The sequence below is a fragment of the Methylobacterium sp. OAE515 genome (genome assembly GCF_041806315.1).
Taxonomy (GTDB): Bacteria; Pseudomonadota; Alphaproteobacteria; order Rhizobiales; family Beijerinckiaceae; genus Methylobacterium; species Methylobacterium tardum.
The window spans coordinates 6,112,772-6,126,294 of the sequence record NZ_JBGMUV010000001.1; the positions used below are offsets into that span (position 1 = coordinate 6,112,772).

The 13,523-nt window shown below is 70.5% G+C and carries 12 protein-coding genes; 5 read left to right on the forward strand and 7 right to left on the reverse strand.

What is annotated here, in order from left to right:
- The first annotated feature begins 134 nt into the window (after positions 1 to 134).
- On the forward strand, positions 135 to 2,852 hold the full coding sequence (locus tag ABIE45_RS29740) for a valine--tRNA ligase (RefSeq protein WP_192707911.1): 2,718 nt from the start codon (positions 135 to 137) through the stop codon (positions 2,850 to 2,852).
- Between the two features lie 3 nt (positions 2,853 to 2,855).
- On the opposite strand, the gene ABIE45_RS29745 is transcribed toward ABIE45_RS29740, so the two are convergent.
- Positions 2,856 to 3,221: a hypothetical protein gene (locus ABIE45_RS29745; RefSeq protein ID WP_192707910.1), complete on the reverse strand. Its 366-nt coding sequence runs from the start codon at positions 3,219 to 3,221 to the stop codon at positions 2,856 to 2,858.
- A gap of 284 nt (positions 3,222 to 3,505) precedes the next feature.
- Here ABIE45_RS29745 and ABIE45_RS29750 point away from each other — a divergent pair, with 284 nt between their 5' ends.
- Positions 3,506 to 5,032, forward strand: a complete 1,527-nt coding sequence (locus tag ABIE45_RS29750) for a Do family serine endopeptidase (protein WP_192707909.1) — start codon at positions 3,506 to 3,508, stop codon at positions 5,030 to 5,032.
- A gap of 126 nt (positions 5,033 to 5,158) precedes the next feature.
- On the opposite strand, the gene ABIE45_RS29755 is transcribed toward ABIE45_RS29750, so the two are convergent.
- The gene (locus ABIE45_RS29755; RefSeq protein WP_192708116.1) at positions 5,159 to 5,890 is read right to left on the reverse strand and encodes a methyltransferase domain-containing protein; all 732 of its coding nucleotides are present in this window, start codon (positions 5,888 to 5,890) and stop codon (positions 5,159 to 5,161) included.
- A gap of 75 nt (positions 5,891 to 5,965) precedes the next feature.
- On the opposite strand from ABIE45_RS29755, the gene trmD reads away from it, so the two are divergent.
- Entirely contained in the window at positions 5,966 to 6,682 is a 717-nt protein-coding gene (gene trmD, locus ABIE45_RS29760; RefSeq protein ID WP_192707908.1) for a tRNA (guanosine(37)-N1)-methyltransferase TrmD, read from the forward strand.
- Here the strand turns inward: trmD and ABIE45_RS29765 are convergent, their stop codons facing one another.
- Positions 6,683 to 6,862, reverse strand: a complete 180-nt coding sequence (locus tag ABIE45_RS29765; protein WP_192707907.1) for a hypothetical protein — start codon at positions 6,860 to 6,862, stop codon at positions 6,683 to 6,685.
- A 214-nt stretch (positions 6,863 to 7,076) separates the two neighbouring features.
- Between ABIE45_RS29765 and ABIE45_RS29770 the strand changes: the two genes are divergently transcribed.
- Entirely contained in the window at positions 7,077 to 8,246 is a 1,170-nt protein-coding gene (locus ABIE45_RS29770) for a phosphoserine transaminase (protein ID WP_192707906.1), read from the forward strand.
- Positions 8,247 to 8,394: 148 nt separating this feature from the next.
- Here the strand turns inward: ABIE45_RS29770 and ABIE45_RS29775 are convergent, their stop codons facing one another.
- The 3 genes from ABIE45_RS29775 to tesB all read right to left on the reverse strand — a co-directional run bounded on the left by ABIE45_RS29775 (position 8,395) and on the right by tesB (position 11,528).
- Positions 8,395 to 9,894, reverse strand: a complete 1,500-nt coding sequence (locus ABIE45_RS29775) for an ammonium transporter (RefSeq protein ID WP_091778367.1) — start codon at positions 9,892 to 9,894, stop codon at positions 8,395 to 8,397.
- A gap of 95 nt (positions 9,895 to 9,989) precedes the next feature.
- Positions 9,990 to 10,328 carry a P-II family nitrogen regulator gene (locus tag ABIE45_RS29780; protein WP_010683623.1) on the reverse strand — a complete coding sequence of 113 codons (339 nt, stop codon included), beginning with the start codon at positions 10,326 to 10,328 and terminating at the stop codon, positions 9,990 to 9,992.
- A gap of 300 nt (positions 10,329 to 10,628) precedes the next feature.
- A complete protein-coding gene (gene tesB / locus ABIE45_RS29785) occupies positions 10,629 to 11,528 on the reverse strand; it encodes an acyl-CoA thioesterase II (protein ID WP_192707905.1) in 900 nt (299 codons plus the stop codon).
- Between the two features lie 101 nt (positions 11,529 to 11,629).
- Here tesB and ABIE45_RS29790 point away from each other — a divergent pair, with 101 nt between their 5' ends.
- Complete coding sequence (locus tag ABIE45_RS29790) at positions 11,630 to 12,895, forward strand: FAD-dependent monooxygenase (protein ID WP_192707904.1); 1,266 nt, start codon at positions 11,630 to 11,632, stop codon at positions 12,893 to 12,895.
- 60 nt (positions 12,896 to 12,955) lie between these two features.
- On the opposite strand, the gene ABIE45_RS29795 is transcribed toward ABIE45_RS29790, so the two are convergent.
- Positions 12,956 to 13,465, reverse strand: coding sequence for a cupin domain-containing protein (locus ABIE45_RS29795; RefSeq protein ID WP_373622806.1), 510 nt, complete (start codon positions 13,463 to 13,465; stop codon positions 12,956 to 12,958).
- Positions 13,466 to 13,523 lie beyond the last annotated feature (58 nt).

Consider the following 13,523-nt stretch of genomic DNA (forward strand, 5'->3'; position numbering starts at 1 on the left):
CGGGAGCGCGACACATCCTCGATGCCACACGCGTCGCCGAGCCCAGGGGCGGCCGGGCCGCGTGTTGACGGGAGCGGCGTGACGGTCGAAAGCGGGTCCAACCCCGTTTGGACAAGCGCCCGCCCGTACCCGCGATGATGGACAAGACCTTCGAGCCCGCCTCCGTCGAGGCGCGGATCTCCGCAGCCTGGGTCGAGGCGGACGCCTTCCGCGCCGGCCGGCCCGAGCGCGCCGGAGCCCCGCCGTACTGCATCGTGATCCCGCCGCCGAACGTGACGGGCTCGCTGCACATGGGCCATGCCCTCAACAACACCCTGCAGGACGTGCTCTGCCGCTTCGAGCGCATGCGCGGCAAGGACGTGCTGTGGCAGCCCGGGACCGATCACGCCGGGATCGCGACGCAGATGGTGGTCGAGCGGCGCATGGCCGAGGCCCGGGAGCCCGGCCGCCGCGAGATCGGCCGCGCGGCCTTCGTCGAGAAGGTCTGGGCCTGGAAGGCGGAATCCGGCGGCGCCATCGTCAACCAGCTCAAGCGTCTCGGTGCCTCCTGCGACTGGTCGCGGGAACGCTTCACCATGGACGAGGGCCTGAGCCGGGCCGTGGTCAAGACCTTCGTCGACCTGCACCGGCAGGGCCTGATCTACCGCGACAAGCGGCTGGTGAACTGGGACCCGAAATTCCAGACCGCGATCTCGGACCTGGAGGTCCAGCAGATCGAGACCAAGGGCCATCTCTGGCACTTCGACTACCCGGTCGTGGACGAGGCCGGCCGTGAGACCGGCGAGATCATCACGGTGGCGACGACCCGCCCCGAGACGATGCTGGGCGATACCGGCATCGCGGTCCATCCCGAGGACGAGCGCTACCGGGCGCTCGTCGGCAAGCGCGTGCGCCTACCCCTGGTCGGCCGTCTGATCCCGATCGTCGCCGATGAGTATTCCGATCCCGAGAAGGGCACCGGCGCGGTCAAGATCACCCCGGCCCACGACTTCAACGACTTCGAGGTCGGGCGGCGCCACGGGCTCGGCCTGATCAACGTGCTCGATCCCGAGGGCCGGATGCTGCTCGACGGCAACGCGGCCTTCCTCGACGGGACCTCGCCCGAGCCGGAGGCCCTGGCGCTCCACGGCCTCGACCGGGCGCAGGCGCGCAAGGAGGTCGTCGCCCTGATGGAGGCGCGCGAGCGCCTCCGCATGATCGAGCCGAACACCCATGCGGTCCCGCACGGCGACCGCTCGGGCGTCGTCATCGAGCCGTACCTGACCGACCAATGGTACGTGAACGTCAAGCCGCTGGCCGAACGCGCTCTGCAGGCGGTGCGCGACGGACAGACCAAGTTCGTCCCCGAGAATTACGAGAAGACGTTCTTCCAGTGGCTCACCAACATCGAGCCCTGGTGCGTCTCGCGCCAGCTCTGGTGGGGCCACCAGATCCCGGTCTGGTACGACGAAGAGGGCGGCATCTTCGTCGCCGAGAGCGAGGCCGAGGCGCTGGCCGCGGCCGCGGCCAAGCACGGCCGATCCGTGGCGCTGACCCGCGACGAGGACGTCCTCGACACGTGGTTCTCGTCGGCCCTCTGGCCGTTCTCGACGCTCGGCTGGCCGGATTCGACCCCGGAGCTGACGCGCTTCTACCCGACCAACACCCTGGTGACCGGCAAGGACATCCTGTTCTTCTGGGTCGCCCGGATGATGATGATGGGCCTGCACCTCACCGACCGGGCGCCGTTCGACACGGTCTACCTGCACACCCTCGTGCGGGATGCGTCGGGCGCGAAGATGTCGAAGTCGAAGGGCAACGTCGTCGATCCCCTGCAGCTGATCGATCAGGTCGGCGCCGACGTCCTGCGCTTCACCCTCTGCGCGCTGGCGGTCCAGGGCCGCGACATCAAGCTGTCCACCGACCGGGTCCAGAGCTACCGCAACTTCGCGACCAAGCTCTGGAACGCCGCCCGCTTCGCCGAGCTGAACGGCTGCGGCCTGGATCCGGCCTTCGACCCGCGCTCCGCCACCGGTGCGATCAACCGCTGGGCGCTGACCGAGGCCGCCCGCGCGGTCGATGAGGTGACGGCGGCGCTGGACGCCTTCCGCTTCAACGACGCGGCGGGCGCCGCGTACCGCTTCGTCTGGAACATCTTCTGCGACTGGTACCTCGAACTCGCCAAGCCCGTGCTCCAGGGCGAGAATGTCGATCCCGCGATCCGGGTCGAGACGCAGGCGAGCGTGGCGTTCCTGATCGATCAGGTCGCCAAGCTCCTGCACCCGTTCATGCCGTTCCTCACCGAGGAGCTGTGGGCGATCAAGGGTGCCGCCCTGCCGGAGCGCGGCCTCCTGACCCTGTCGTCCTGGCCGGACCTCGGCGGCCTCGCCGATGCGGCCGCGGAGGCTGAGGTCGGCTTCGTGGTCGATCTCGTCAGCCAGATCCGCTCGGCCCGGTCCGAGACCAATGTGCCGGCCGGCGCGCAGATCCCACTCGTGATGGTCGGCGCCGCCCCGGAGATCCGGGCGCGGGTCGAGGCCTGGCGCGACACGCTGCTGCGCCTCGCCCGCCTGTCGGAGATCACCTTCGCGGACACGCCGCCGAAGAACTCGGTTCAGCTTCTGGTGCGCGGCAGCGTCGCCGCCCTGCCGCTGGAAGGCGTCGTCGATCTCGCCGCCGAGGTCGCGCGCCTGAAGAAGGAGCAGGGCAAGGCGGAGGGCGAGATCAAGAAGATCGACGCCAAGCTCGGCAACGCCGACTTCGTCGCCCGCGCACCGGAGGAGATCATCGAGGAGAACCGCGAGCGCCGGGAGAGCGAGGCGGCGCGGCTCGTGAAGATCGAGGAGGCGCTGGCGCGTCTGAGCGGGGACTGAGCGTTACCGGCGGGTGCCGAGGGCGCCGGTGAACGCCTTCGGCGCCCCCCAACTGCCGGACGACATGGCGCTGGGTCTCCGGAAGTCATTCTGTGACGCAACACGTGAATGCGTGGTGTAGTCCGGCGGAACATACCCGCCGGCCTGATTCCAGTACCCGGGCTTCAGGTTGGCTGACGTCCGGGCGTCACGACCCGCATCGTGGCGGCGCGGATCGACGCCGTCGGTCGTCTTGGCATTGCTGCGCGCGACCGGCACCGCGAAGGCGGGTGTGCCGTCGAAAGAGTCGCGGTAATCCGTGTACGACTCGACAGCCATCGCTCCGACAGTCGATCCGAAGAACACGGCGGCCGCGAACAGCGTCCCCATGATTGTATCCCTCCGGCTGTACGCTGGCATCCCGCGGATCCGAAAGTATCGGCCGCTGCCGAACGCGGTGGAATTATGGATCGACGCTGAGGAGCGCGGTGACAAGCGGCACAAGCCAGGGGCGTTTCCCGCGCCGCACGGCGTCGTGGCGAGCCGCCTCCGCACCTGTCGAAACCGTAATGTGACCGCCACGCCCGGGTCAGGGGCCGCCCTCTACACAGATCCCATCGACCGCCGCGCCAGCCGGCGTCGTCCCGATCAGTCCCGAGAGGTTTCAGACCCCCATGACCGAGACCCGTCCTTCCGGCCGCACCTCGCGCCGCGCCCTCGCCTCCGTGGCCGCCGCCGCTCTGATCGCCGGCGGCGCCCTCGGCAGCGGCTACCTGCCGTCCGCCACCCCGGCCTACGCGCAGGCCCTTCCGAAATCGCCGATCGAGGCCCCCGAGCACCCGCCGGGCTCCTTCGCCGGCATCGTCAACAAGGTGAAGCCGGGCGTCGTCTCGGTGAAGGTGAAGCTCGACGATTCGGCGAGCAGCGACGACGATGACGGTCCGGGCCAGGGCCGCAACCTCCAGAACGTGCCGCCGCAGCTGCGCGAGTTCTTCAAGCGCTTCGGCCAGAACGGTCCAGGCGGGATGCAGCCGCAGCACCAGGGCCCACGCGGCGCGGTCGGCTCCGGCTTCATCATCTCGGCCGACGGCTACGTGGTGACCAACAACCACGTGGTCGACCATGCCAAGACCGTGCAGGTGACCCTGGACGACGGCCGGACGCTCGACGCGAAGGTCATCGGCAAGGATTCGAAGACCGACGTCGCGCTGCTGAAGATCAACGAGGGCTCGAACTTCCCCTACGTGCAGTTCGGCAAGACCGCGCCGCAGGTCGGCGACTGGGTCGTGGCGATCGGCAACCCGTTCGGCCTCGGCGGCACCGTCACCGCCGGCATCGTCTCGGCCCGCGGCCGCGACATCGGCGCCGGCCCCTACGACGACTTCCTGCAGATCGACGCCCCGATCAACAAGGGCAATTCCGGCGGCCCGACCTTCAACGTCAACGGCGAGGTGGTCGGCGTGAACACCGCGATCGCGTCTCCGTCGGGCGGCAGCGTCGGCCTCGCCTTCGCGATCCCGGCCGAGACCGTGCAGGCGGTGGTCGAGCAGCTCCGCACCGACGGCAAGGTCGCCCGCGGCTATCTCGGCGTCCAGATCCAGCCGGTGACGCAGGACATCGCCGAGGGTCTCGGCCTCGACAAGGCCAAGGGCGCCCTGGTCGACCACGCCGAGAGCGGAACCCCGGCGGCGAAGGCCGGCCTCAAGTCGGGCGACGTGATCGAGAAGGTCAACGGCGACGCGGTGGACAGCGCCCGCGAGCTGTCGCGCAAGATCGCCGGCATGAAGCCCGGCGCCAAGGTCGAGCTCAGCTACCTGCGCGGCGGCAAGTCGGATGTCGCCACGGTGACGCTGGGCACCATGCCGACCGACGGCACCAAGGTCGCGAGTCGCGATGACGATACCGGTAACGGCCAGCCCCGGCTCGGTCTCCAGCTCGCGCCGGCCGGCGAGGTCGGCCTGTCCGACCAGGGCGTCGCGGTGGTGCAGGTCGATCCGGACGGGCCGGCGGCCGCCAAGGGCATCGAGACCGGCGACGTGATCCTCGACGTCGGCGGCCAGAGCGTGTCCCGTCCGGCGGACGTGGCCGCGCAGATCCGGGCGGCGGAATCCAGCGGGCGCAAGGCCGTGCTGATGCGGGTGAAGAGCGGCAAGGGGCAGACCCGGTTCGTCGCGGTCTCGCTCAGCAAGAACGCCGGCTGAGGCCGGTCTGTCCCGGCGCGGGGGCCCTCCCCCGCGCCGTCTCGTGGTGACCTCCGACTGGCGCCGGCCGAGCAGGCCGGCGCCGTTTTCGTCGGTCCGGGTTTGCAGCGCGACGCCGGAGAGACACTATCGCGCGGTCGCGGCGTCCCGGCAGGGGCGGATCGAGTCCGGCTTCGGGCGCGCGTCCGGTGCGGGTGCCGCGAAGACGGCGAGATAGGCGCCGCCCTTCAAGGGCTGGAAGCCGGTCTCCCGGTAGCCGGCCGCGGCCAGCTCGCAGCGCAGGAGGGCCGGCGGGGTGCCGTGCCGGGAGGGAATGTCGTCCGCGTCAACGATGCCGACGCGCCCGCCCGGACGCATCGCCGGAGCGAGGTTGTACAGCAGGCCGAAGGGCTGGGTGATCTCGTGGTACATGTGCACGAGGATCGCCGCGTCCACGGATTCCGGGGGCAGGCGCGGATCATGCGGCTCGCCCCGCACCACGGTGACGTTGCCGAGCCCGCGCACGCGCTTTTCCAAGGCTGCCAGGTAATCCGGGGTCACGTCCTCGGCCAGCACCCGGCCGCCTGGACCGACAAGCGGGCTCAGGCGGACCACGTAGTAGCCGCTGCCGGCGCCGATATCGGCCACGGTTTCGCCGGGCGCGATGCCCATGCCCTTGGCGACCTCGGCGAACTCGCCGGCCTTGTCGCGCTCTGCCTCCGAGGACCAGCGCGGCGCGACGATCTCGGCCACGGGCCGGTCGGGCTTGGGGAAGGCGCTCGCGGGAGCGCCCGCGGGTGCCAGCGGCTCGGCGGCGAGCGCCGGCCCGGTCAGGGCGACGGAGAGGAGGGCCAAGCGGAGGGCCGAGGTGCGGATCATGGCCGACAACACGCGGAGCGCCTCGGTGGTGCCGCGGACGTTGACCGTGCCGCACCCTGCGCGCCATCAAGCGCCATGACGCGCGCGGACACGCCCTGGCGGGCCACGATCCTGACCCTCTACCCGGAGATGTTCCCGGGCCCGCTCGGCGTGTCGCTCTCGGGCGACGCTCTGGCGCGGGGCGACTGGAGCCTGGAGGCGCGCAACATTCGCGAGCACGGCCTCGGCCGCCATCGCTCCGTGGACGACACGCCGGCGGGCGGTGGCGCTGGAATGGTGCTGCGCTGTGACGTGCTCGGCGCCGCCATCGACGCCGCGACCGGGACGGACGATCCGCGCCCGCGCCTGCTGATGTCGCCGCGCGGACGGCCGCTCACCCAGGCGCGGGTGCGGGCGCTCGCCGCAGGTCCGGGGGCGCTGATCGTCTGCGGACGCTTCGAGGGGGTCGACGAGCGGGTGATCGCCGGGCGCGGCCTGGAGGAGGTCTCGATTGGCGACTACGTGCTCTCCGGCGGCGAGATCGCCGCCCTGGTGGTGCTCGATGCCTGCGTGCGGCTGCTGCCCGGCGTGATGGGCAAGAGCGAGTCGGGCGACGAAGAGAGCTTCGAGGGCGGTCTCCTCGAATACCCGCACTACACGCGGCCGCGCGACTGGGAGGGTCGCGCGATCCCCGATGTGCTCTCCGGCGGCAATCACGCGGCCATCGCCCGCTGGCGGCGGGCAGAGGCCGAGCGCATCACGGCCGAACGCCGCCCGGATCTGCCTGGGTCAGGCGCCCGCACCCGGTCCTGATCAGGCCGCCTCCAGGTCGATCACCGGGCCGTCGCTCTCGTAATCCATCGGGTCGAGGCGCAGCGGCTGCGCCATGGGCCGCCGGAGACGGCTCGGGAGCGCGACATGGGCCGTTAAGGCCCCAATAACCACAAGCAGAACAGACCAGACCGCCAATATCGCGGCGCTGTGGATAGACATCAGCGTACCTCAAACGCAACGCGGCACAGCATTAAGGCTAACGGCCCAGGATTAATCGACGGTTCCGCCGCCCCGAGCAGGCTGTCCCGGGCGGGGCCAGACGGCGAAGACTGCTTGCCGGACAGGCGCTTGCAAGCCGGCCGGTTTCGGCGCATGCGCGGGATCGGGAACGCTTCCCCGCCGAGGCGCGCCCCTCTGCAAGGATGGATTCGTCATGACCAGCCGCCCCGCGCAGCGACCGCGCGTGCCCCATTTCTCCTCCGGCCCCTGCGCCAAGCGTCCGGGCTGGACCCCGGCCGCCCTGGCCGATGCCGCTCTGGGTCGGTCGCACCGCTCCCCCATCGGCAAGGCCAAGCTCGGCCGGGCGATCGACCTGACGCGGACGGTCCTGCAGGTGCCCGCCGATTATCGGATCGGCATCGTGCCCGCCTCCGATACCGGAGCCGTCGAGATGGCGATGTGGACGATGCTGGGGCCGAAGCCGGTCGAGGTCGCCGCCTGGGAGGCGTTCGGCAAGGAGTGGGTCACGGACGCGCTGAAGCAGCTCAAGATCGCGCCCCGCATCCACCAGACGCCCTACGGAACCCTGCCGGACCTCGGGGCGATCGACACGAAGAACAGCGACGTGGTCTTCACCTGGAACGGGACAGCGGCCGGCGTGAAGGTGCCGAACGACGATTGGATCGCGGCGGACCGCGCGGGTCTGACGATCTGCGACGCCACCTCGGCCGCTTTCGCGCAGCCCCTGCCCTGGGACAAGCTCGATGTCGTGACCTTCTCCTGGCAGAAGGTGATGGGCGGCGAGGCGGCGCACGGCATGCTGATCCTCTCGCCCCGCGCCGTGGCGCGGCTGGAGAGCCACACGCCGTCCTGGCCGCTGCCGAAGGTCTTCCGCCTCACCAAGGACGGCACGCTGATCGAGGGCATCTTCAAGGGCGACACGATCAACACGCCCTCGATGCTGGCGGTGGAGGATTACCTCGACACGTTGGGCTGGGCCGAGCGAATCGGCGGCCTGACGGCGCTCCACGCGCGGGCGGATGCGAATGCCAAGGTGATCTACGACTGGGTCGCACGGACGCCCTGGATCGCGCCCCTCGCGGTCGATCCCGCCACCTACTCGAACACCGGCGTCTGCCTCGTGGTCGCCGATCCGGACGTGCTCGCCCGGGGCGACGCGGCGGTCTCGGCCTTCGCGGCGGGGATCGTCGAGCGCCTCGAGCGAGAGGGTGTGGCCCTCGACATCGGCGCCTACCGCGACGCCCCGGCGGGCCTGCGGATCTGGTGCGGCGCCACGGTCGAGACCTCGGATCTGGAAGCGCTGACGCCCTGGCTCGACTGGGCTTTTGCCGAGGAGAAGGCGGCGCTGACGCAGGCGGCGTAAACGCTTTGCGGGCGATGCCCGGTCGCCGCCCCGTATCGTCATCGCGAGCGGAGCAAAGCGATGACGGCCTGACGTAAAAACCCCGGCCCTTTCGGAGCCGGGGTTTTCCTTTGCATGGACGCGACCCCGCGGGGCCGCGCCGCCCGTCTCAGTAATTGTAGGCGCGCTCGCCGTGATCGGCGATGTCGAGACCCTCGCGCTCCTCCTCCTGCGTCACCCGCAGGCCGATCGTTACATCGACGAGCTTGTAGAGGATCGCCGAGCCGATGCCCGACCACAGGAGCGTCAGGCCGACCGCCTCCGCCTGGATGATGAGCTGGCTCATCATGTCGTAGGCACCGACCGCCAGCTCGCCCGGCTTCGAGGTGTAGTCGGGGATGCCGACACCGCCGAGGTTCGGGTCGACCAGGATGCCGGTCGCCAGCGCGCCCAGGATGCCGCCGATGCAGTGGACGCCGAACACGTCCAGCGAGTCGTCGTAGCCCAGCGCGTTCTTCACGGTGGAGCACATCACGAAGCAGACCACGCCGGCGACGAGGCCGAGCACGATCGAGCCCATCGGGCCGGCGAAGCCGGAGGCCGGGGTGACGGCGACGAGGCCGGCAACCGCGCCCGACAGCATGCCGAGCAGCGACGGCTTGCCCTTGAGAGCCCACTCGGCGAACAGCCACGCCACCGCGGCCCCGCAGGTCGCCACGAAGGTGTTGAGCATGGCGAGGGCGGCGGTGCCGTTGGACTCGAGGTTCGAGCCGGCGTTGAAGCCGAACCAGCCGACCCAGAGCAGCGAGGCGCCGATCATCGTCATGGTCAGGGAGTGCGGGGCGAGCAGGTCGCGGCCGTAGCCGATGCGCTTGCCCATGATCAGGCAGCCGACGAAGCCGGCGATGCCCGCGTTGATATGGACCACGGTGCCGCCGGCGAAGTCGAGGGCGCCCTTCTGGAAGAGGAAGCCGGCATCCTTGTTGACCGCATCGAGGGCCGCCTGGGCGGTCGCCTTCGAGGCGTCGTCGGTGGCGGCGGCCAGCGCCTTGGCGGCGTTGCCGACGGCGTCCGGGCCGCCCCAGTACCAGACCATGTGGGCCATCGGGAAGTAGATGACCGTGACCCAGAGGATCGTGAACACCACCAGAGCCGAGAACTTCATCCGCTCGGCGAAGGCGCCGACGATCAGCGCGGGGGTGATCATCGCGAACGTCATCTGGAAGCACAGATAGGCGTATTCGGGGATCACGACGCCGTTCGAGAAGGTCGCCACGGTGGAGTTGGCGTCGATGCCCTTCAGGAAGGCCTTCGAGAATCCGCCGACGAAGTCGTTGAGGCCGCCGCCGTTGGTGAAGGCGAGGCTGTAGCCGTAGAACACCCAGAGCAGGCCGACGATCGACACGATCGCGAAGACCTGGGTCAGCACCGACAGCATGTTCTTGGTGCGGACGAGGCCGCCGTAGAACAGCGCGAGGCCCGGGACCGACATCATCAGCACCAGGGCCGACGAGATCATCATCCAGGCCGTGTCGCCCTTGTTGGGGATCGGGGACGGCGGCGGCGAGGCCGCCTCCGGCGTCGGCGTCTGCGCGAGAGACGGCTCGATCAGGAGGGCGGCGATCGCCGCCCCTCCCAAGCCGAGCATGAGGGCATGACGAAGTTTCATGGGCACGTGGCTCCCGGTCGGAATTCGCGTTGTGTCAGAAAGGCATGAAGCTCTGCGGGCCCGGCGCGCCGGGCGTGGACTCGGACGGCGTCCGGTCAGAGGGCGTCGGCGTCGGTCTCGCCGGTCCGGATGCGCACCGCCTTCTCCAGCGGCATCACGAAGATCTTGCCGTCACCGATCTGGCCGGTCCGGGCCGCGCCCGCGATGGCGTCGATCACGCTCGACGTCAGGTCGGAGGCGACGGCAACCTCGATCTTCAGCTTGGGCAGGAAGCTCACCGCGTACTCGGCGCCGCGGTAGATCTCGGTATGGCCCTTCTGCCGGCCGTAACCCTTCACCTCCGTCACCGTCAGGCCGTGCACGCCGATACCGGTCAGCGCATCGCGGACCTCCTCGAGCTTGAACGGCTTGATGATGGCCATCACGATTTTCATGGGCGACGCCCCCTTCGCAATCCTTGGGAACCGTTGCCGTCGCCCGACTTGCAGGACGACCCGGCCCGGATCGTCCGCAGGCTCGGGATGGCCCGCGGTCGAAGGCCGCTATTCAAGGACTATGCCAGAGGGGCTGGACCGGGAACATTTTCCCGGATCGCGCTTCTGCCCACGGATTAGCCCGCAACGGCCAGATCCGAGGCAACGTGGCGGGAGATGCCGCTCAGCCGATGGGCAAACTGCTCAAATCGATGCACCGAGCCGCGTTGCAGGCCAGCAACACACGCGTCAGAACGTGTTTTAATCCCCGATTCGGCGGACGAGTCCCTCCTGCGCGACCGAGGCCACGAGGTTGCCGGCCCGGTCGAAGATCTGCCCGCGGGCGAAGCCGCGGGCGCCCCCGGCAACCGGGCTGTCCTGCGCGTAGAGGAGCCACTCGTCGATCTTCACGGGTCGGTGGAACCAGAGCGCGTGGTCGAGGCTCGCCGCCTGGATGGCGGGGTCGAACACCGAGCGCCCGTGCGGGATCAGCGAGACGTCGAGCAGGGTCATATCGGAGGCGTAGGCCAGCACCGCCCGGTGCAGGGCCGGATCGTCCGGAAGCGCCGAGGCTGCGCGCAGCCAGACATTGAAGACCGGCTCGGGAGGCCGTCCGCCCGCCTGAGCGGGGATGTAGCGGTTGAGGTCGACCGGGCGCAGGTCGATCGGGCGCTCGCGGCCGAAATAGGCGGCGATCGCCTCCGGCATGCCGGTCCCGCCCGCCTCCGCCAGCGCCTTGCCGTCGAGGAGACCCTCCGGCCCCGCCACCGCCGGCATCGCGGGCTGGTGCGTGAGGCCCTCCTCGGCGACCTGGTAGGAGACCGTCGTGGCGAAGATCGCACGCCCGTGCTGGATCGCCTTGACCCGGCGCGTGGTGAAGCTCCGGCCGTCCCGGATACGCTCGACCTCGTAGACGATGGGGGTCCGGGGATCGCCCGGGAGCATGAAATACGCGTGCAGCGAGTGGGCCGGGCGGTCGTCCGGCACCGTCCGGGTCGCGGCGACCAGGGCCTGCGCGACGACCTGACCGCCGAAGACCCGGCGCCAGCCGGTCTTGGGGTTCTGACCCCGGAAGAGATCGACCTCCAGCCGCTCCAGGTCGAGGATGGCGATCAGCTCGGCGACGGCGTCCGTCATCGCGTCGGTATTGGCGTCCGTCATGACCCGCGGGGTTTCCGTTCGTTGCCCGCGTGCGACATAGGCTTTTCGGACGAACCAATCCACGCGTCCCGCACGCGCGCGACACACCGGAGATCTGCCCCATGACGGCCGAGATGCCCCGCCCCGGCAGCCGCAGCCTCCTGATCGCCGGCGGCGGCCTGCCGAGCCTCGCCTTGGCGCTGGCCCTCAAGCAGGCCCACGGCCCGGCGCTCGCCGTGACGGTGATCGACCCGGGCGCCGCGGATCCCGCGCGGCACCGCGGCCGCGCCTACGCCGTCGCGGCCGGCGGGCGCCGGATGCTGGGGCAGCTCGGTCTGTGGCCCCGCGTCGCGGAGGCGTCCGAGCCGATCACCGAGATGGTGATCAGTGACAGCCGTCTCGCCGATCCGGTCCGGCCCGTCTTCCTCACCTTCGGGCGCGAGGACGAGGAGCCCCGCGCGGCCGACGAACCCTTCGCCCACATGGTCGAGGCCGAACCCCTGGCTGCGGCGCTGGTGGAGGCCTGCCGGGCGGCGGGCGTGTCCTTCGTGACGGCGGGTGTGGTGCGGGCCGCGCCGGAGGGCGCCACGATCCGCGCGGTGCTGACGACCGGCGACAGCCTGCGCGGCGACCTGCTGGTGGCCGCCGACGGCGCGCGCTCGCGCCTGCGCGAGGCCGCGCGCATCGGCTGGGTCGGCTGGTCCTATCCGCAGGTCGGGATCGTGGCGACCATCGGCCATGCCCGGCCGCATGCGGGCCGCGCCTTCGAGCATTTCCTGCCTGCCGGCCCCTTCGCGATCCTGCCGCTGCGCGACGGCGGCGCCCTGGGCCATCGCTCCTCCATCGTCTGGACCGAGCGGTCGGACACGGCCGAGGCCCTGCTCTCCGGGGCGCCCGACGAGGTGCTGGCCGAAATCGAGCGCCGGTTCACCCTGGACCTTGGCGCCCTCGCGCTGGAACATGGCCCGAGCCGGCACAAGCTGGCCTTCGGCATCGCGCGGGCGTTCCGCGCCGAGCGGCTCGCTTTGCTGGGGGATGCCGCCCACGTCATCCACCCGATCGCCGGCCAGGGCCTCAATCTCGGCCTCGCCGACGCGGCAGCCTTGGCCGAGGCGATGACGGGCGCGCTGCGCCTCGGCCTCGACCCGGGCAGCCCGGACGTTCTGCGCGCCTACGAGCGTGCGCGCCGGTTCGACAGCTTCGCCATGGCGGCGGCGACGGACGGGCTGAACCGTCTGTTCTCGAACGACGCCCTGCCGCTCCGGCTCGCCCGCGACCTGGGCCTCGGGATCGTGGACCGGCTGCCCGGCCTCAAGCGCTTCTTCATCGGCGAGGCGGCCGCCTCGCGGGGGTCGCGGCCGCGGCTGATGCGGGGGGAGGCGCTGTAGGGCCTCCCGGATCAGCGCATCATCGCACCACGACGGCTGCGGGCAGATCCGCTCAGGCTCTCAGCCGGCGACGAGGGCGCGGGCCCGGCGCATCCAGCGCATCGAGGCCTCGACCAAAGTGGGGCTCTGGTGCTTGAGGATCGCCGACTTCAGGAGGTTCTTGGGGACCTCCCAGAGCTGGACGGACCCGATCGGGAAATGCGCCACATCGCCCGCTGTGAGATGCCGGCGCTCGCCATCCGCGCCGGTGATGAAGACGTCACCATCGAGGATGGTGATGATCTCGTCGGCGTGGTGGGTCCAGCGGAACGCGCTCGCGGTGGTGCGCCAGAGATAGACATGCGCGCTCCCGTCGTGGGTCTGCGAGACCTCTGCCACTTCGGTGACGGGACTACCTGAGACGACCCAGTCGGCCGGGATCGGCGCAGGGCTGAAGGCGGCGATCCCGGGCTTGATCGTGGTCCCGGAGACGGGACGCCCCTGCTCGTGGAGCCGGATCTCCGCATAGGCACCGGCCGCCAGCAGGAGGACGGCGACGAGGGCGATCTTCTTCACGGTCAGCTCCGGCACGCCGCGCTCAAGACATCCTTGAACGATGACAGCAGTGTCCGTGCTTCATCTCCCATCG